Genomic DNA, 18,396 nt, shown 5'->3' with positions numbered 1-18,396 from the left:
AGGTGCGAAGCCGGTGATCGTCCGGTAGGTATTCAGGGGGCTTCGATGAAATTCATCATCGCCATAATTAAACCATTCAAGCTCGACGAAGTTCGTGAAGCGCTCAGCGCAATCGGCGTCGCGGGAATGACCGTTTCCGAAGTCAAAGGCTTCGGCCGCCAAAAGGGCCAGACCGAGATTTATCGCGGGGCCGAATATTCGACGAATATGCTGCCCAAAGTGAAAATCGAGATCGCTGCCGCCGACGCAATCGCGGACCAGGTGGTCGAAACCATCACGCAGACTGCCAGCACCGAAAGCATCGGCGACGGCAAGATTTTCGTGCTCGACCTCGCCTCCGCCACGCGCATCCGCACCGCTGAAACCGGTGAGACTGCGCTGTGAGCGTCGCAACCGAAAAAAGGGATATGACAATGATCCGCAAGTTCGCCAGCGCCGCTGCCGCATTCGGCACCACGGCGCTTTTCTCCGCTGCCGCCTTCGCGCAGGAGGCTGCCGAAGCCGCGGAACCGGTTGCCAACCCGGGCAACAACGCCTGGATGATGACCGCAACGGTCCTCGTCATGCTGATGATCCTGCCCGGTCTCGCGCTGTTCTATGGCGGCCTGACCCGGTCGAAAAACATGCTTTCGACCATGACCCAGATCGGCGCGACGGCGTGCCTCGCAATGCTGATCTGGGTGATGTGGGGATACTCGCTCGCATTCGGCGACACGACATATGAAGGCGCGCTGGGCCTGTTTGTCAGCGGCGGCAGCTATTTCCTCTCCGGGACGGATGCATCCAGCACGGCGGCAACCTTTACCGATGAAGTCATCAGCAAATATGTCTTCATCAGTTTCCAGATGACCTTCGCCGCGATCACGGCGGCGCTCATCCTCGGGGCCACGGCAGAACGCATGAAGTTTTCCGCTGTGATGATGTTCGTCCCGATCTGGCTGACGATCGTCTATTTCCCGATCGCGCATATGGTCTGGGCCGGTGGCGGGCTGCTGTTCGAAGCGGGCGCGCTCGATTTCGCTGGCGGCACTGTGGTTCACATCAATGCGGGTGTGTCCGGCCTTGTCCTCGCCTACTTGCTGGGCAAGCGCCGCGGCTATCCGGCTGAGCCGATGCCGCCGCACAGCATGACGCTGACCATGGTCGGCACAGGCCTGTTGTGGGTCGGCTGGTTCGGCTTCAATGCCGGCTCCGCTCTCGAAGCTGACGGTTCTGCTGGTCTCGCCATGATCAACACCTTTGTCGCGACGGCCGCCGGTGCACTGGCGTGGATGGTGATCGAGCGTCTCGCTGGTCATAAAGGCTCGGCTCTTGGCTTCTGTTCAGGGGTGATCGCCGGTCTTGTCGCGGTGACTCCCGCTGCCGGCAACAGTGGCCCGTTCGGCGCGATCCTGCTCGGCATCGTCTCTTCGGCGGTCTGTTACTTTGCGGTGGCAAAGCTGAAGGCCAAGTTCGGCTATGATGACAGCCTTGACGCCTTCGGCATCCACGGCGTTGGTGGGATCGTCGGTGCCATCGGAACAGGCATTGTCTACCAGCCATTTCTCGGCGGGCCAGGGGACGGTTCGACCGGCCTCGGTGCGCAGCTCTGGATCCAGACCGAAGGTGTCCTCGTGACGATCGGCTGGGCGGGTATCGGCACGCTCATCGCGGGTCTGATCGTCAAGGCAATCATCGGCCTCCGGGTCGAGGAAGAAGCCGAAGTCGACGGGCTCGACATCTCCGAACACGGAGAGCGCGCTTACAATTGATCAACCAGGTTCGGCGGGGTCGGGAGATCCTCTCCCCTCCCGTTCCCGCCGCACGACGTTCCTCCTGCGAACACAAGACTTGAAGGGCCGGAGCCAAGCGCTCCGGCCCCCTTTTTTATTCATATCACTGTGGCCCTGAGGCTACAGGGAATTTGCATTCCAAATAAATGTATGGCGGCAAGATTGAATTCGCGCGCGATCGGATTCACCGTCCTCTTCAGCAGAGCAGAAAAAACTGCCGCAACAGGAGGATGTCGTGAAACTATTCAACCTACACAATCGCAGAACTACGCGTGCCGCCCTTTTGGCCGGTTGCGCCCTTGCCGTTTCGGCCGCCGTTTCGACCGCGCCGGTCGCGGCGCAGGAAGCCGAGCAAGCCAGCAGCGACAAAGACATCATCATCGTCACTGCCACGAAACGGGACTCCACGATTCAGGACGTTCCGTTCTCGATCAATGCGCAGACCCAGGAAGACATCCAGCGATCCGGTGCAGTCACGCTTGAGGATTTGTCCCGCAATGTGGCCGGCCTTTCAGTCCAGAACCTCGGTCCAGGTCAGAGCCAGGTTTCCGTGCGCGGTGTTTCTGCCGGGCAGGTCGTGCGCGATCAGCCGGGTGTGAAAGAGCAAGTCGGCGTCTATCTCGACGAGTCGGTCATCTCGCTCTCGCTGTTTACGCCCGATCTCGATCTGTTCGATCTAAATCGGGTCGAAACGCTGCGCGGCCCGCAAGGCACACTGTTCGGTTCAGGTTCGGTCGGCGGCACCATCCGTTACATTACCAACCAGCCGGCAATCGGAGTGACCGAAGGGCTCGTCGAAGCCAACGTCAATCTCGTCGATGGTGATGACCTGGGATACCACCTCAAGGGAATGGTCAATGTCCCGCTTGGTGACAGTGCGGCTGTTCGCGCTGTCGGTTACTTCACCGAGTATGGCGGGTTTATCGATGCACAAGGCCCCGCCGGCGGTGAAGACGTGAACGGCGGGCAGCGCTATGGCGGCCGTATCGCAGTCGCTTTCGAAGCGGCCCCCGATGTCACCATCACGCCGCGCCTCGTCTACCAGAAGATCGAAGCTGACGGGTTCAACCGTCAGGAAATCTTCAATCTCTACGCCAACCCGTTCACCACCACCCGCCCTGCAGTCCAGCTGGGCGAGCGCGAGCAATATCTGCTGCTGCGCGAGGCCTTCGTCGACGAAACCTGGATCGGCGATCTGGTGATCGACGCGACGTGGGACGGGATCAATGTCGTATCCGTTACGTCCTACACCAATCGCGATATTCTGGTCAGCCGCGATGCCAGTGCTTTGACCGGCTCGGTATCAGTCGATCTCGGCTATCCCGATGCGGCGGTACTTCTGCCTTCGAACCTGCGCGATACGACGGAACTGGAAAGCTTCACTCAGGAAGTGCGGCTGGCTTCGGCGTATGACGCACCGTTCCAGTGGGTGATCGGCGGTTTCTTTTCCGACACCTCGCGCTTCTATCGCCAGCGCCTGCCCACCCCGGGTTACGCAGCGGCGACGGACGCGACACTTGGTGCCGGAACATCGGCCGCTGTGGCCAATGGGTTTCCCAATCTCGACTCGCCGTTCAATTCGGATTTGCCGTACGACATCACCCAGTTCGCAATCTTCGGTGAAGGGACTTACGCCCTGACCGACGCGTTCGACGTTACGGTTGGCGCGCGCTATTACGATTTCAAGGAAGAGCGCGTGATTACCAGCGGCGGCCTGTTCGCGAACGGGGACACGGGGCAGCGCGATACCACCCGATCGGACGGTTTCAGTCCGCGGATCCTGTTGAGCTACGATGTCAGCGATGCGTTGACCCTCAATGCGCAGGCATCGAAGGGATTTCGTCTTGGCGGGGTGAACGATCCGCTCAATGCTATTCTGTGCGATGGCGGCGCGCCCAACGGGCCGGATCGCCAGCTGTTCGGCGGGTTCCAGGATTACAGTGATGAGACCCTGTGGAACTACGAAGTAGGCGCCAAGGCACAGGGTAGCGGATTCTACGCCAATGTCGCCGGGTTCTATAATGACATCAAGAACCTGCAGGTTACGCTAGATGCCGGCAGCTGTTCGTCGCGGATCGTCTTCAACGTGCCCGAAGCGCACAGCATGGGTGTGGAAGCCGAAGTCGGGCTGACGCCGGTCGACGGTCTCGACCTGGTCTTCTCAGGCAGCTGGATCGAAGCTGAGTTCGACACGACACTTCCCGGCGCGCTGACCACCGCAACAGGGATCCGAGAGGGGAACCGCCTGCCGTCAGTGCCGGAATTCCAGTTCTCTGCTTCGGGCAGCTATGAATGGCCGGTGGGCGATGCGGCGGATGCGTATCTCTCGGCCAGCTTCACCCATGTCGGTTCGCGCTTCACTCAGCCGGCCGATCAGGAAAACAATCCGCGGACCTTTGTCCATGGGCTGCCGTTCGGCGGCGCTCCGGCAACCGCATCGACCACCGTCGATCTGGAGCTGCCGGACTACCAGTTGCTGAACCTCAGCGCAGGGGTCGACTTCGACAGCGGGCTTTCGCTGGTCGCTTATGTGAACAATGTGTTCGATGAGAATGCACTGCTCTCATTTGACCGTGAACGCGGCGGGCGAGCCCGCCTTGGTTACCGTGTCGGCACGCCGCGCACCTTCGGGCTGACCGCGCGCCAGAGCTTCTGATTGAACATCAGGACCGACTAGACAGGACCGCATAGACGGGCCGGAATAGAAGGGCCGAAATAGAGGGGCCGGGGCGACAAGCTCCGGCCCTTTCTTATTGCGTTCCTATTGCAGCGCAGCCTTGATGAAGTCCGCACAGCGCTCGCCGATCATGATCGATGGGGCGTTGGTGTTGCCGCTGACGATTTTCGGCATGATCGACGCATCGGCGATCCATAGACCGTCGATCCCTCGCGCCTTCAGCGTGGTATCGACGACCGCAGCATCATCTGCCCCCATCCGGCATGTGCCGACCGGGTGATAGACGGTGTCCGCACGGTTGCGGATCAGTTGGTCGAGGGCCGAATCATCGCTGAGATCGATCGGGTGCCTGTCTTTCGGCTCGTACTCGGCCAGCGGCCCGGTGTCGGCAATCCGGTGCGACAGGCGCACCCCGCCGCGCATCACCGCCATGTCGCGCTCGTCGTCGAGGAAGTTGGGGTCGATCCGCGGGGCATCGGCGGCGTCGGAGGAGTTCAGACGCACAGTGCCGCGGCTTTCCGGGCGCAGGACACAGGCGTGGAGCGAGAATCCGTGTCCTTTGACTTTCTCGCGCCCGTGGTCTTCCAGCACTGCCGGCACGAAATGCCATTGCACATCGGGCGCGGGCGCGTCGGGCATGACGTTCCAGAATCCGCCCGCCTCGGCATAGGGTGTCGTCATGATCCCGGTCCGCTTGCGGCGGTGTTCGATCATGGCCTTCGCCATCCGCGCCGTCCCCGCCAAGCTATCGCCGATCGGAACAGTGGATTCGGTCTCCCACCCGGAAACATAGTCGATGTGGTCCTGCAGATTGGCGCCGACTTCCGGTTTGTCGAGAACCACATCGATGCCGTGTTCCTGCAAATGCGCCGCCGGCCCGATACCGCTGGTCATCAGGATCTGCGGTGAATTGAAAGCCCCGGCACTCAGCACCACACCGCCTTTGGCTTGCAGCACTTCGCGCTTGCGGCCCTTGCGGATGGCGACGCCCGTGACCCGGCCGTTCTCGATCACGAGCTTTTCGACCAGTGTCTTGGTCCGGACATGGAAATTGCCCTGCTCGCGGATCGGTTCGACATAGGCGCGCGCAGCGGACCAGCGTTCGCCGTCCCGCTGGGTGACCTGATAGAGACCGAAACCGTCCTGCCGCTCACCGTTGAAATCCGCGTTTTCGCGCAGTTGCAGCGCGGCCGCGCTCTTCACGAAATCATGGCTGGTGGGGTTCGCCCATTTCTGATCGGAAACGAACAGCGGGCCGGTATCGCTGTGATATTCGTCGGCACCGCGCTCGTTGCTTTCGGCTTTCCTGAAATAAGGCAGGACGTCGTCATAGGCCCAGCCGTTGCAGCCCATTGCGGCCCAATTGTCGTAATCCCAGCGGTTGCCGCGAATATACACCATGGCGTTGATCGCGGAAGAACCGCCCAGCCCCTTGCCACGCGGCTGGTAGCCGATGCGCCCGTTGAGGCCTTTTTGCGGCACGGTTTCGTAGCGGTAGTTCGAGTTTTTCAGCAGAAAGGGCATGAAGCCCGGCGTCTTGACGAGGAAGTTGTTGTTCCGCCCGCCAGCCTCGATCAGGCACACCCGCCGCGTGCCATCGACAGAAAGCCTGCCCGCAACTGCGCTGCCTGCACTGCCGCCTCCGATGACGATGATGTCGTAGTCAGCCATGTCCTCTCCTTTGCCGGGGAGGTTAGGCTGCGCGTTCCTAGCCTGCAATCGGGTTTTCACCCGCAACTGGTTTTTCGGTTACGATTGGTTCTTGCGCGGCCATCCGCTCCTGCCATCGGGCTCGGATCATGTCCGAGGTCTCGCGGCTACCATCATGCGTCCAGCCCGGTTCGCGCAGCAGGTACGATAGCTTGTGCCGCCATGGCGCGCGCCACATGTCGCGTGCGATCCCGATCCATTCGTGAAACACGGCCCACAACAGGTTGAAGCTGCCGAGCTGTTTCACAATGCCGTAGCGAATGCGTTCTTCATCCGGGCGCTCTTCCTCGAAGGTGCCGAACAGCCGGTCCCAGACGATGAAGACTCCCGCATAGTTGCGGTCGAGATATCGCGGGTTGGTCGCATGGTGGACGCGGTGGTGGCTCGGCGTGTTCATCACCGCTTCGAACCATCGCGGCATTTTGCCGATCGCTTCGGTGTGAATCCAGAACTGGTAGATCAGGTTGAACCCGCTGGAGATCGCTATCATCAGCGGGTGGAAGCCAAGCAGCACCAGCGGCAAGGCAAATGCAAAGCCAAGCGTCAAAAAGCCCGTCCATGTCTGGCGCAGGGCAGTGCTGAGGTTGTAGTGCTGGCTTGAATGGTGGTTCACATGGCTCGCCCAGAACCAGCGCACGCGGTGTCCGAAACGGTGAACCCAGTAATATTTGAGATCATCGAGCACGAAACAAAGCGGCCATGCCCACCACACCGCCCACCATTCCGGGCCGAAATCGAACAGCCGGTACTGCCAGACCCAGATGAACAGAGCTAAGAAAAATCCGCCGGTCAACGCGCCGGCAACGGTGCTGCCGAGCCCGAAGGCAAGGCTGGTCAGCGTGTCGCGCTGTTCGTAGGCTTCGGGTCGTTTCTTCCACGCCCAGAGCATTTCCAGCAAGACCAGCAGGACAAAGCCGGGCACCGCGAGTTCGGTCGGCGAGAAGTCAGGCACTGGATTTCTCCAGCCGCCTGAGGCTTGCGGCCCATTCCTGTGCCGCATTGCCGAGATTGAGGGTAACCGGGCCAAAGGGCTTGTCGTCGGCAAAAATTGTCAGGAAACCCTGATCGAGCCTTGCGTCCGGGCGCAAGGTGATGAGCCGCCCGGCAAAGTTCGCACCATGCCGGCGGAGCAACAAGATCCGTCCGCCAGCATCGCGCATGATTGCGCTGTATCCGGCGCGGTCGATTGCGATCTCAACCGGTTCGAAACCGCTTTCGGCTTCGTCGGCCAGCTCGCGTGCCTGCTGTTCGTTGCGGATACGCATATCGCCGCCCAGCCCGAGCTTGTGGACCAGCCAGGCAAGCAGGATAATCGCAACGAGCGAACCGCCAAATTGCGCGAATTGAATCATGCCATGTTACTGACACAAGAGTCAGTTGCAGTCGAGAGGTTGCGATCCGCTTGCGCCTGCGCCCCGCGGCGATAGAGTGCGCGCCCAAAGGGGACTGTCTCATGAAAATTCTTGCCTTGCTTGTAGCCACTTCGGCGCTTGCCCTTCCAGCCTCGGCGATCGCGCAGCCAGCCGATGCCCTGGCCGAGGTGACCGCTCAGGAGGAACGGACCGAACGCGTTGCTAAGCAGATCTGGGACTGGGCTGAGCTCGGCTACCAGGAAACCCGTTCCAGCGGATTGCTGCAAGACGAGCTGGCGCAGGAAGGCTTCGATGTAACCCGCGGCGTAGCGGACATCCCGACCGCCTTTGTAGGCGAATGGGGCGAAGGCGGGCCGGTCATCGCAATTCTTGCCGAATTCGATGCCCTGCCCGGGATTACGCAGTCGAATTCCGCCAGCCGCGATCCGTTGGCAGACAAGCATGCCGGGCATGCCTGCGGGCACAATCTGTTCGGCGCAGGTTCGCTGACGGCGGCCATTGCAATCAAGCGATGGCTTGAAAAGACCGGCACGCCAGGGCGCATCCGGTTCCACGGCACGCCTGCCGAAGAAGGCGGCTCGGGCAAGGTGTACATGGTCCGCGCGGGCTTGTTCGACGATGTGGATTTCAGCATCCACTGGCACGCCGATGATGAAAACAGCGCCGCCGCGCGTACGAGCCTTGCCAACCGGTCCGCAAAGTTTCGTTTTCGCGGGGTATCCGCGCATGCGGCGGGTGCCCCTGAACGCGGGCGCTCTGCGCTCGACGGGGTCGAGGCGATGAACATGATGGTCAACATGATGCGCGAGCACACGACGATGGACACGCGCATCCATTACGTGATCACCGAAGGCGGCAGCGCACCCAATGTGATCCCCGATTTCGCGGAAGTGTTCTACTATGTCCGCCACTCGGATGCCGACGAAGTCCGTGCCCTGTGGGAGCGGCTCGAAGCAACCGCAAAGGGTGCTGCGATGGGCACCGGCACCGATGTCGAGATCGAGATCATCCACGGCAACAATCCGCTGCTGGTCAACGAAACATTGGCGCGGATGATGGACGGCAAGCTGCGCGAGCTGGGCGGAATATCCTACACCGAAGAGGAACGCGCATGGGCGGAAGAGATGTCCGCCAGCCTTGGCGATGCGGCCAAACCGCTGGAAACCGCGTCACGGATCGGGCCCTATTCCAAATCGCTCGGCTATGGGTCGACCGATGTGGGCGATGTTTCATGGGCGACGCCGACCGTAGGCGTGCGGACGGCGACCTGGGTTCCGGGCACCAGTGCCCACAGCTGGCAGGCGGTCGCCGCAAGCGGTCATTCGATCGGTGCGAAGGGCGCGCAACTTGCCGCGAAGGCAATGACGCTGGCAGCAGTGGAACTGTTCACCGATCCGGATCTCCGGTCGGCAGCCCGCGAGGAATTCGATACCGCTCGCGGCGAGGGCTACCAGTACGAATCACTCTTGGGCGATCGCGCGCCGCCGCTCGACTTCCGCGAGTGAATCAGTCGGCTTGCGTGGCTAGCGCATCCATCGCCGGGCGCACCGGAGAAATATCGTAGCCTGCGCGCTGGGCCATAACCGCCAGATCTTCGGGATCCTCGCCGGCCTTTGCCTGTGCGAGCGCCCATAGCAATGTCGAGCGTGTGCCAGACCGGCAGTAAGCGAGAACCGGCCCTTCCGCCTTGCTCAGCGCTTCGCCCATGGCCTCAACCTGCGGAAGACTGAAGCCGGCCTGGGTAATCGGGATGGCGCAATAAGCGATCCCGGCTGCGGTGGCCGCAGCCTCTATTTCAGCGCCGTCCGGCTGGTCGGGTGATTCGCCGTCGGGCCGATTGTTGATGATCAGCGTGATCCCTGCGCGTGCCGCTGCAGCCACGTCCTCCGCAGTGATCTGCGGACTCGCCAGCATCGAGTCGGTCAATTTCCGAAAATCGCTCATCTTCGCCCTTTGTTTGCCCGCGCGCCCTTCTGCCGTACGAAACCTGACGAAACAAGCTGCATCGCTTTGCCAAAATGTCACATTTTCAAGCCACACGGGCTCGGAATGCTAATTCATTCGCATAGCGGCACTTTGTGCGCTATGATCGAAGATTGTTGGATGGCTTGCTCTATGCAAGCTCTCCACTGAGATGCGAGGCAGGCCAGCCGTCCGGTCGCCCGCATCGTCGAAAAGGGGCGGGGTTACGAAGGTACGTTTTTAATTATGGGTTACGATAGAGGCCGTCGAGGCCGCGGACGGGACAAGCGCGACAATTTTGGCGAAGACGGTTTTGATCCGTTTGGTGGCTCGCCCGGTGGTGGATTTGGCGGTGACAGCTACGGCGGCGGGGCGGCGGTGACCGTTTCGGCGGCGGCGGCGGTGATCGCTTTGGCGGCGGCGGTGCTCGCGGTGGTCCGGGCGGCCCTCGTGGCGGCGGACCTGGCGCTGGTGGCGGCGCTGGCGGCGGCGGCGGTTTCAACCGTATGCCCGCTCAGGTCGTCGGTACCGGCAAAGGTACCGTGAAATTCTTCAACGGACAAAAGGGCTTCGGCTTCATCCAGCAGGAAGGTGGGGGCGAAGACGTCTTCATCCATATCAGTGCGGTTGAACGTGCCGGCCTCGAAGGTCTCGCCGAAGGGCAGGAGCTGGAATACAATCTGGTGGATCGCGGCGGCAAAGTATCCGCGCAGGACATCCAGATCGTCGGCGACGTTATTGCTGTCGAATCGCGCGGAGGTGATCGCGCAGAGCGCGGCGATCGCGGCGGTGCGCCGCAGCGCGAACTGACCGGCGAGAAGGCGACCGGAACCGTCAAGTTCTTCAATGCAATGAAGGGCTTCGGATTCCTCGTGCGTGATGACGGGCAGCCCGATGCGTTTGTCCATATCAGTGCTGTCGAACGCAGCGGCCTCAGCGCGATCAACGAAGGTGAGCGTTACGAGTTCGACCTCGAAGTCGATCGACGAGGCAAACATTCGGCGGTCAATCTCGTCCCGGCTGAATGATCCGGGGCATTTGATCACCGCGACTTGAGGTGCCGACGCAGTTCAGGCATTTCGGGTCGACCGAAACAGCGATGGCGGCTCCCTCGGGGTCGCCATTTGCTTTTGAAACGACAGATTCGAACGGATTTTTGCGATGACAATCACGCCACTCATGCCCGTCTATCCGCGCTGCGGTGTCCGTCCCGTAAAGGGCGATCACTGCCACCTGATCGACGAGGACGGCACCCGCTATCTCGACTTCGCTAGCGGTATCGCAGTGAACCTGCTCGGGCACAGTCATCAAGGCCTGATCGGCGCGATTCAGAAGCAAGCAGAAACGCTGATGCATGTCTCGAACCTCTACGGGAGTCCGCAGGGTGAAGAGCTGGCGCAGAAGCTGGTCGACAACACCTTTGCCGATACGGTCTTTTTCACCAATTCCGGCGCGGAAGCGGTCGAAACGGCCATCAAGACGGCCCGTGCTTACCACCAGCACGCTGGTAATGAAGAGCGCTACGAACTGATCACGTTCAAGAACGCCTTTCACGGCCGCACAATGGCGACCATCAGTGCCTCCAACCAGGACAAGATGCACAAGGGCTTCATGCCGCTGCTCGCCGGGTTCAAATATGTCGATTTCGATGACCTTGAAGCAGCCAAGGCTGCGATCGGCCCGCACACGGCGGGTTTCCTGGTCGAACCGATCCAGGGCGAAGGCGGAATCCGCCCTGCTTCGGACGCGTTCATGCAGGGCCTGCGCCAATTGGCGGACGAGCATGATCTGATGCTCGTGCTTGACGAAGTGCAGTGCGGCGTTGCCCGCACCGGCTTGCTCTACGCTCACGAACATTATGGCATAGAGCCCGATATTCTCGCGACAGCGAAAGGCATCGGCGGCGGCTTCCCGCTCGGCGCGTGCCTCGCCACAGAAAAGGCCGCACGCGGGATGGTGTTCGGCACGCATGGTTCGACTTACGGCGGCAATCCGCTTGCCATGGCTGCCGGTTCGGCGGTGATGGACGCTGTCGCGAACGATGAATTTCTTGTCGAAGTCACTGACAAGGGTGAGCGCATTCGTTCGCGTCTCGAGCAGTTTATCGGCAATTACCCCGACCTGTTCGAGCTCGTCCGGGGCAAGGGGCTGATGCTCGGGATCAAGATGAAGGTCGAAAGCCGGCCGTTCTTCGTCCACCTGCGGGACAATCACCAGCTCCTCACCGTTGCGGCTGGCGATAACACGCTGCGCGTTTTGCCGCCGCTGGTCATCGGCGATGCGGAGATCGAGGAATTCTTCGACAAGCTCTCCGCCGGTGCTGCCGATTACGAAGCGCCTGAGCCCGCCTGATGGTGCGGCATTTCCTCGACCTGTCGGATGCCGGGACCGATGCGGTTGCGGCGATGATTGGCGACGCGATCGATCGCAAGGCGGCGCGAACGAGCTGGCCGAAGGGCAGACCCGATGCGGACAAGCCGCTTGACGGTCATGTGCTGGCGATGATCTTCGAGAAAAGCTCCACGCGGACCCGCGTCAGCTTCGATATCGCCATGCGCCAGCTTGGCGGCAGCGCCTTCATCCTCGACTCGGCGAGCAGCCAGCTGGGCCGCGGCGAAACAGTTGCCGATACAGCGCGGGTCCTCAGCCGCATGGCTGATGCGATCATGATCCGGACCGATGATCACGCCAAGATCGAGGAATTGGCCCGCTATGCCAGCGTCCCGGTAATCAACGGGCTGACCGATGCATCGCATCCGTGCCAGATCGTCGCTGATCTGCTGACCATGATCGAACACCGCAAGGCGCTGCCCGGTCTGGAGATTGCGTGGCTTGGCGATGGCAACAATGTGCTCAATTCCGTTCTCGAAGCGGCCGGCCTGTTCCAGTTCAATGTCCGCGTGGCCACGCCGCCGGGATACGAACCGGCGAGGCAGTGGGTCGAGCATGCGCGCAAGGGTGGCGCGCAGATCGAGCTGACGAACTCCGCCGAGCAGGCGGCGCAGGGCGCTGATGTCATTATCACCGATACATGGGTTTCCATGGGGCAGGATGGAGAGCAGGAGCGCAAACGCGTGATGCAGCCTTACCGGGTCGACGACGCCCTGATGGCCCAGGCCAAACCGGATGCACTGTTCCTGCATTGTCTGCCTGCACATGTCGGTGACGAGGTGACGGAAAGCGTGTTTGAAGGCCCGCAATCGGTCGTGTTCGACGAAGCGGAAAACCGGATCCATGCCCAGAAATCCGTGCTGCTATGGTGCTTCGACAAGCTATAGCCGCAAAGCGGGTGGCTTTCGCGCCGCGCCTTCCCATATCTGCGCCATGACGACGCAACACCAATCGCCAGAGACCTACACCGACAGGGTCCTCAACTTCACTATCCCCTCGCGCAGTGCGCGTGGGCGGATCGTCCGTCTGGACGCAGTTCTGGACGAAATTCTCTCGGCGCATGACTATCCACCGGCTATCGCGCATTTGCTTGCTGAAGCGGTGGTGCTTGGGGCGTTGATGGGCGGGCTGGTCAAGGAAGACGGCGCGCAGATGACGATGCAGGCACAGACAGAAGGCGGTGTCGTCCGCTTGCTGGTGTGCGACTTCCGGGAAGGCGAACTGCGCGGCTATGTCGATTTCGACCGCGGGCGGCTGGCGTCGCTCGGGGCAAACCCGTCGCTCTTCGCGTTGTTCGGCAAGGGCTATCTTGCGATTACCTTTGATCGATCGGAGGGGGCAGGTCGCTATCAGGGGATTGTGCCGCTCGAAGGCGATTCACTCGCTGCGGCGTGTGAATCCTATTTCGCGCAGTCCGAGCAGGTTCCGACTCTCATTCGCGCGGCGATTCACCGTTCCGGCGGACGGGTTGTCTCAGCCGGCATGCTCTTGCAGCATCTGCCCGATGGAGAGGAAGGCCGCGAGCGCTTGCATGTCCGGATGGACCATCCCGACTGGGAGCACGTCTCCGTCATGGGTGGCAGCATCAGACACGATGAACTGCTCGATCCGGCCTTGTCGATGGATGCGCTGGTCTGGCGGCTGTTTCACGAGGAAGACCAGGTGCGCATCCTTCCAGGCGCGAAGCTGTCGCGCGGGTGCCGATGCACGCTGGAACACTACAGCATGCTTCTCGACCGTTTTTCTGTCGAAGAGCGTAGCGAGATGGCTGATGACGACGGCTTGATACAGGTCGATTGCGCCTTCTGTGCCAAAGCGTTTCCAATTCCCGCTTAACGATTCGTCGCTGGCATGACACGACTTGTCGTAAGGCCATGTTCATGCAGTTCTGCTATGAATTGAAAGATGCAAGGTAACCCTGTGAAAATTATGCCGCGCCTTTCCGTTGTTGCAAAGTCCGCTCTCGCCGCGGGCCTAGCCGGTCTGTGCGTGTTCGCTCCTGCAACCGCGCAAGCACCGACGCTTGCAATGCTCGACAAGCTTGAAAAGGGTGAGTGGGAACTGCGTTTCCGCGATGGCGCCGCTAGCAAGAGAATCTGCCTGCGCTCAGGGCGTGAATTGATCCAGCTGCGTCACAATGCAACCAATTGCAGCCGCTATGTGGTCGAAGACGGTGCGAGTGAAATCACCGTCCAGTACACTTGCCCCGGTGACGGTTACGGGCGGACCAACATCCGCCGCGAGACCAATGCTCTGGTGCAGATCGATGGCCAGGGCATCAAGGGATCGACTCCCTTCCAGTTTGCAGCCGAGGCGCGGCGCGTCGGTGCCTGCAGATAGGCTCCACTCACTCTTCGCGTTGCGAGTTTGATCTTTACTATGTAGCGCTGCAGCATGAGCAGCGAACGAGATGATGCCCGGCCACCGGCAGTGGTCCTTTTGTCGGGTGGGCTCGACTCAATGGTTTCGGCGGGTCTTGCACGGGAATCGGGCTATGCACTCTACGCATTGACGATCGATTACAATCAGCGGCACCGGATCGAAATCGAAAGCGCTCGCAAAATTGCCAGCCACCTTGGGGCAGAACGTCATGTCGTTCTTCCGCTCGATCTGTCGACCTTCGGCGGTTCGGCGCTGACCGACGATATCGATGTCCCTACCACCGGTGTCGGCGAGGACATTCCGGTAACCTATGTGCCCGCGCGAAACCTGGTTTTCCTGTCGTTGACGCTGGCGTGGGCAGAGACCGTCGGCGCGCAGGATATCTTTATCGGTGTCAACGCGCTCGATTACTCCGGCTATCCGGATTGCCGCCCGGAATTCATCGCGAGTTTCCAGGAAACTGCCCGGCTTGGAACCAAGGCCGGGGCAGAGGCGCGGCCTTTCACGATACACGCTCCGCTACAGCATTTGGGCAAGGCGGAAATTGCGCGCGAGGCCGATCGCCTCGGGCTTGATCCGGCCATGAGCTGGTCATGTTACGCGCCATCCCCCGATGGCAGGCCATGCGGGCTATGCGACAGTTGCCGATTGCGGCAGAAGGGCTTTGCCGAAGCCGAGCTTAAGGATGGGATGGATTATGTCGAACACTCCGGTTGAAGTGACAGACGCAGTGACACCTCAAGCGGATGACCAGGTCCCACCCTACAGCTGGTACGCACTCAGCGTTCTGGTGCTGGTCTATGTGCTGAACTTTGTGGATCGGCAGATCCTTTCGATCCTGGCGAATGACATCAAGGCGGATCTCGGGGTCGACGATGCCTATCTCGGGTTCCTTTACGGGACGGCATTTGCGATCTTCTATGCGCTCTTTGGCATCCCGCTCGGGAAACTTGCTGACAGCTGGAAGCGCGTTCGCTTGATGACCATCGGCCTCTCTCTGTGGTCGGCGATGACAGCGCTTTCCGGATTTGCGCGCGACGGGACGCAGCTCACCCTTGCCCGTATCGGCGTCGGTGTGGGTGAGGCGACGGCCAGCCCGTCGGCATACTCGCTCATATCCGACTGGTTTCCCGCGCGTCTCCGCGCGACCGCACTCGCCATCTATTCTTCGGGAATTTACATTGGCGGCGGCATATCACTGGCGATTGGCGGCCTTGTCGTGGACAATTGGAACAAGGCATTCCCCGATGGCGGACCGCTCGGTCTGGCAGGCTGGCAAGCGGCGTTTGTGGCGGTGGGTGTGCCGGGCCTGATACTCGCTGTCTGGGTACTCACCTTGCGCGAGCCTGTTCGCGGAGCGATCGACGGGCTTGCGACGCCGGAAGAGCCGCACCCTTTCCGCGGCTTCATGAAAGAGCTGTATACAGTCATACCGCCGTTCACCTTCATCGGCGCAGCAGCCAGAGGCGGTGTGGCTCTGGCGATCAACATTGCCGTGTTCGTGGCTTTGCTACTCGCCGGGTATGGCATCACGAACGTGCTCGATTCAGGCCAAGGGCTCATCTTCGCCCCGATCACCGACCAGTGGTTGCTGCTGGCTATCGGTTACTATGCTGTTTTCTGCTGGGCCACCTCGCTCAGGCATAGAGACTACCCGACGTTTGCGCTGACTTGGGGCTCGCCCGCCTTTCTTTGCACGATCCTGGGCTATGGCACGGTGGCTTTCATGGCCTATGCTGCGTCATATTGGGGTGCGCCCTACGCAGAACGGGTTTTCGAGGTCAGCAAATCGTCACTGGGTTTCTGGCTCGGCGGCGGCGGTGCGGCGGGCGGTTTCCTCGGCGTCATCCTTGGTGGACGCATGGCCGACGCCCTGTTTGTACGATTTGCGTCCGGACGCATCTGGGTGATCCTGTTCGGGCTGGTATCGCCGATACCGTTCGCCGTGGTGCAATATACGACCACCAGTTTTGAGCTGTTCATCGCGCTCAATGTGATTGTCGGTGCGCTCGCGGCCTCTGCTCTCGGAGCGGCCGCAGCCAGCAGCCAGGCGTTGGTCTTGCCCCGGATGAGGGGCATGGCGACCGCCACATTCTTCCTCGCGACAACATTGGTCGGGCTGGCTCTTGGACCATACACCGCGGGCTACGTGTCGGCGCTCAACGAAGGCGATCTCAGTGCAGGCGTTCTTTCAACGCTCTGGATAACCCCGGTCGGCCTCGTCATCCTGATCGCCGCGATCAAGCTCGTACCACAGGCAATGGCGACGGTTGTCGAACGGGCCAATGCTGCGGGCGAAGGTGGTCCTACGAGCGCTTGAGAACTCCGCAGGCAATCCGGGATCCTGCTGCTCCGGACGGATCGGTTCGGTAGTCATCTGCGCCAGCGTGGACGACGATAGCGGTTCCGTCAGCGTCAAACAGATAGTCGAGCACGTCTTCACGTGATCCCTCGATATCGAATGTGGCACTTGCGCTGCCATTCGGGCCGACCTCGAGATTGGGCAAGTCGCCAAGGTGCTTTCCGCCGGGCGACAGCTCGCCATGGTCCCTGTCCATTGGGTTGAGATGCCCGCCAGCTGAAGAGAAGTCGGGGCGCCGGCATTCCCCGGTCTGATGCAAATGAAATCCGTGGGCGCCCTGGTCGATCCCCGTGATTGCTACCGCGATGGATACCCCGTTTCCATTCGCTAGCAGTTGAGCTGTGCCTGCAGGTACGCCGTTGGCCAGCGTGAGGCGGGCAGAACCGAGCCGCTCGGTCGGAATTGCTCCGATCGACGCGCAGCCGGAAAGAGCAATGGAAGTGGCAATGGCAAGAACGGTTCCGCTTCGTGTCATGGATATTCTCCTTCGAGTTTCCATAGCACAACGAAAAAGGGGCCGGATTGCTCCGGCCCCTCTTCAATTTTCCGCTTGGCGGGTGACTTACATTCCGGCGTTCGGGCCGTAGGTCACTTCCACACGACGGTTCTGCAGTTCGCGAACACCGTCTGCAGTCGGAACGCGCAGCTGGCTTTCACCGAACGCTTCGCTCGAGATGCGTGCGTCAGGAATACCGCGGCTCGACAGGTACGAGCGGACCGATTCGTTACGACGCTCGGAAAGACCGACGTTGTAAGTCTTCGAACCGGACGCGTCAGCGTGACCGGCGAGCATGACCGAAGCCATACCGCAGTTGGCGTAAGCCGAAACAGCGTTGTTCAGGATGGTCGCAGCGTCAGGCGTAATGTCCGACTGGTCCCATTCAAAGAACACGATGTATGGGCCTTGCTTGCAAGGCTCAGGCTTGGTCGGGCAGGTTGCCGTTGCCGGAATTACTGCACCGTTCCAGCAGGTCTGGGTCTGCACAGGCGGTGTCGGGCGATCCGGGCACGTTGCCGTTGCCAGGATGACCGAACCGTTCCAGCAGGTCTGCGTTGCCGGCTCAGGCTCCGGCGCGCCGCCGAAGTTGTAGGTCAGCGTACCGAGGATCGAGTGCGTGCGATACTTGCCTTCCGAGTCACGGCCGAGCGAGTCGACCAGGTCGACGTTTTCGGCAGTGAACATGCGGTAACGAAGGCCTGCATCCCAGCTGTCGCTGAGCGGCGCACGAACGCCTGCGAGAAGCTGCCATGCAAGGCCGCTGCTCGAATCGTTGTACACGTCCGGAGTGATGTTCGAGTAGTTCGCCTGCACTTCCGTGCGAGCAACACCGACACCGCCACCGAAGAAGCCCTGAAGGCCATCGTCCGGACCGAAGTCGAACAGGCCATTGACCATGAAGCTGAGCATGTTGACGTCGCCAGCTGCCGGCGTGACGACGGCAGCCGTCGTGTTCACCGGGCCGGCCGGAAGGCGCGGAAGTCCAACAGCATCAGCTGCCAGACCGTCGATGTCGCCTTCGCGCCAGCTGGCTTCGGCTTCGAGGCGGAACGCACCGAAGTCGTGGCCAACTACGCCACCGAAGTCGTAGCCTTCTTTAGTATCTGTCGAGATGGTCCCGGCACCGTTGTTCACATCGAAGTCTGTATCTTCGATGATCATCGGGCCACCTTGGACCTCAACGTACCATTGACCGTCACGTGCGAGGGCAGGCGTAGCAAGGGCCGTGGAGGCCATCGCCATGCCTATGACGAGTTTCCGCATTATGT

Annotated in this window: 16 protein-coding genes and 1 pseudogene; 11 read left to right on the top strand and 6 right to left on the bottom strand. The window is 61.1% G+C overall.

From position 1 onward, the window contains the following. Window positions 1–45: 45 nt before the first annotated feature. From E0502_RS05440 to E0502_RS05430, 3 genes are all read left to right on the top strand, one after another. Window positions 46–384, top strand: a complete 339-nt coding sequence (locus E0502_RS05440) for a P-II family nitrogen regulator (RefSeq protein ID WP_137676900.1) — start codon at window positions 46–48, stop codon at window positions 382–384. Window positions 385–413: 29 nt separating this feature from the next. Continuing rightward, on the top strand, window positions 414–1,751 hold the full coding sequence (locus E0502_RS05435) for an ammonium transporter (RefSeq protein WP_420813472.1): 1,338 nt from the start codon (window positions 414–416) through the stop codon (window positions 1,749–1,751). 256 nt (window positions 1,752–2,007) lie between these two features. Further along, entirely contained in the window at window positions 2,008–4,428 is a 2,421-nt protein-coding gene (locus E0502_RS05430; protein ID WP_137676898.1) for a TonB-dependent receptor, read from the top strand. A 105-nt stretch (window positions 4,429–4,533) separates the two neighbouring features. Here the strand turns inward: E0502_RS05430 and E0502_RS05425 are convergent, their stop codons facing one another. From E0502_RS05425 to E0502_RS05415, 3 genes are read right to left on the bottom strand one after another with little or no spacing between them, the layout of a single operon-like run. Further along, on the bottom strand, window positions 4,534–6,120 hold the full coding sequence (locus E0502_RS05425; RefSeq protein WP_137676897.1) for a GMC family oxidoreductase: 1,587 nt from the start codon (window positions 6,118–6,120) through the stop codon (window positions 4,534–4,536). A 37-nt stretch (window positions 6,121–6,157) separates the two neighbouring features. After that, window positions 6,158–7,111 carry a sterol desaturase family protein gene (locus tag E0502_RS05420; RefSeq protein ID WP_137676896.1) on the bottom strand — a complete coding sequence of 318 codons (954 nt, stop codon included), beginning with the start codon at window positions 7,109–7,111 and terminating at the stop codon, window positions 6,158–6,160. Beyond that, window positions 7,104–7,511 (bottom strand): hypothetical protein, encoded by a 408-nt coding sequence (locus E0502_RS05415; protein WP_137676895.1) that lies wholly within the window; start codon window positions 7,509–7,511, stop codon window positions 7,104–7,106. The genes E0502_RS05420 and E0502_RS05415 overlap by 8 nt, the downstream gene beginning before the upstream one ends. A 101-nt stretch (window positions 7,512–7,612) precedes the next feature. Between E0502_RS05415 and E0502_RS05410 the strand changes: the two genes are divergently transcribed. Continuing rightward, window positions 7,613–9,037: an amidohydrolase gene (locus tag E0502_RS05410; protein WP_137676894.1), complete on the top strand. Its 1,425-nt coding sequence runs from the start codon at window positions 7,613–7,615 to the stop codon at window positions 9,035–9,037. A gap of 1 nt (window position 9,038) precedes the next feature. Here the strand turns inward: E0502_RS05410 and E0502_RS05405 are convergent, their stop codons facing one another. Next, on the bottom strand, window positions 9,039–9,476 hold the full coding sequence (locus E0502_RS05405; RefSeq protein WP_137676893.1) for a TIGR01244 family sulfur transferase: 438 nt from the start codon (window positions 9,474–9,476) through the stop codon (window positions 9,039–9,041). Window positions 9,477–9,740: 264 nt separating this feature from the next. Between E0502_RS05405 and E0502_RS15390 the strand changes: the two are divergent. The 7 genes and pseudogenes from E0502_RS15390 to E0502_RS05370 all read left to right on the top strand — a co-directional run bounded on the left by E0502_RS15390 (window position 9,741) and on the right by E0502_RS05370 (window position 16,587). Further along, window positions 9,741–10,522: pseudogene (locus E0502_RS15390) on the top strand (cold-shock protein). 133 nt (window positions 10,523–10,655) lie between these two features. After that, window positions 10,656–11,846 (top strand): aspartate aminotransferase family protein, encoded by a 1,191-nt coding sequence (locus tag E0502_RS05395; protein WP_137676892.1) that lies wholly within the window; start codon window positions 10,656–10,658, stop codon window positions 11,844–11,846. Further along, window positions 11,846–12,772: an ornithine carbamoyltransferase gene (gene argF, locus E0502_RS05390; RefSeq protein ID WP_137676891.1), complete on the top strand. Its 927-nt coding sequence runs from the start codon at window positions 11,846–11,848 to the stop codon at window positions 12,770–12,772. The genes E0502_RS05395 and argF overlap by 1 nt, the downstream gene beginning before the upstream one ends. 46 nt (window positions 12,773–12,818) lie before the next feature. After that, window positions 12,819–13,721, top strand: coding sequence for an Hsp33 family molecular chaperone HslO (hslO, locus tag E0502_RS05385; protein ID WP_137676890.1), 903 nt, complete (start codon window positions 12,819–12,821; stop codon window positions 13,719–13,721). A 93-nt stretch (window positions 13,722–13,814) separates the two neighbouring features. After that, on the top strand, window positions 13,815–14,225 hold the full coding sequence (locus tag E0502_RS05380) for a DUF3617 domain-containing protein (RefSeq protein ID WP_137676889.1): 411 nt from the start codon (window positions 13,815–13,817) through the stop codon (window positions 14,223–14,225). A 54-nt stretch (window positions 14,226–14,279) separates the two neighbouring features. Then, window positions 14,280–14,984 carry a 7-cyano-7-deazaguanine synthase QueC gene (gene queC / locus E0502_RS05375; RefSeq protein ID WP_137676888.1) on the top strand — a complete coding sequence of 235 codons (705 nt, stop codon included), beginning with the start codon at window positions 14,280–14,282 and terminating at the stop codon, window positions 14,982–14,984. After that, window positions 14,953–16,587: an MFS transporter gene (locus tag E0502_RS05370; RefSeq protein ID WP_240048875.1), complete on the top strand. Its 1,635-nt coding sequence runs from the start codon at window positions 14,953–14,955 to the stop codon at window positions 16,585–16,587. Before queC ends, E0502_RS05370 begins: the two co-directional genes overlap by 32 nt. Here the strand turns inward: E0502_RS05370 and E0502_RS05365 are convergent. Next, window positions 16,574–17,104 carry a superoxide dismutase family protein gene (locus tag E0502_RS05365; RefSeq protein WP_137676887.1) on the bottom strand — a complete coding sequence of 177 codons (531 nt, stop codon included), beginning with the start codon at window positions 17,102–17,104 and terminating at the stop codon, window positions 16,574–16,576. The genes E0502_RS05370 and E0502_RS05365 overlap by 14 nt on opposite strands. An 87-nt stretch (window positions 17,105–17,191) precedes the next feature. After that, window positions 17,192–18,391, bottom strand: coding sequence for an OmpA family protein (locus tag E0502_RS05360; protein WP_137676886.1), 1,200 nt, complete (start codon window positions 18,389–18,391; stop codon window positions 17,192–17,194). Window positions 18,392–18,396: the final 5 nt, after the last annotated feature.

Origin of the sequence: Parerythrobacter lutipelagi (assembly GCF_005434975.1) — a bacterium.
Lineage (GTDB): Bacteria > Pseudomonadota > Alphaproteobacteria > Sphingomonadales > Sphingomonadaceae > Parerythrobacter_A > Parerythrobacter_A lutipelagi.
This window is presented reverse-complemented; position numbering and strand designations above follow the sequence as displayed.

Coding starts and splice junctions, on each gene's coding strand:
- E0502_RS05410 (WP_137676894.1), top strand. CDS start 7,613: ATGAAAATTCTTGCCTTGCTTGTAGCCACTTCGGCGCTTGCCCTTCCA.
- E0502_RS05365 (WP_137676887.1), bottom strand. CDS start 17,104: ATGACACGAAGCGGAACCGTTCTTGCCATTGCCACTTCCATTGCTCTT.
- E0502_RS05440 (WP_137676900.1), top strand. CDS start 46: ATGAAATTCATCATCGCCATAATTAAACCATTCAAGCTCGACGAAGTT.
- E0502_RS05425 (WP_137676897.1), bottom strand. CDS start 6,120: ATGGCTGACTACGACATCATCGTCATCGGAGGCGGCAGTGCAGGCAGC.
- E0502_RS05435 (WP_420813472.1), top strand. CDS start 414: ATGATCCGCAAGTTCGCCAGCGCCGCTGCCGCATTCGGCACCACGGCG.
- queC (WP_137676888.1), top strand. CDS start 14,280: ATGAGCAGCGAACGAGATGATGCCCGGCCACCGGCAGTGGTCCTTTTG.
- E0502_RS05415 (WP_137676895.1), bottom strand. CDS start 7,511: ATGATTCAATTCGCGCAATTTGGCGGTTCGCTCGTTGCGATTATCCTG.
- hslO (WP_137676890.1), top strand. CDS start 12,819: ATGACGACGCAACACCAATCGCCAGAGACCTACACCGACAGGGTCCTC.
- E0502_RS05360 (WP_137676886.1), bottom strand. CDS start 18,391: ATGCGGAAACTCGTCATAGGCATGGCGATGGCCTCCACGGCCCTTGCT.
- E0502_RS05405 (WP_137676893.1), bottom strand. CDS start 9,476: ATGAGCGATTTTCGGAAATTGACCGACTCGATGCTGGCGAGTCCGCAG.
- argF (WP_137676891.1), top strand. CDS start 11,846: ATGGTGCGGCATTTCCTCGACCTGTCGGATGCCGGGACCGATGCGGTT.
- E0502_RS05395 (WP_137676892.1), top strand. CDS start 10,656: ATGACAATCACGCCACTCATGCCCGTCTATCCGCGCTGCGGTGTCCGT.
- E0502_RS05380 (WP_137676889.1), top strand. CDS start 13,815: ATGCCGCGCCTTTCCGTTGTTGCAAAGTCCGCTCTCGCCGCGGGCCTA.
- E0502_RS05370 (WP_240048875.1), top strand. CDS start 14,953: ATGGGATGGATTATGTCGAACACTCCGGTTGAAGTGACAGACGCAGTG.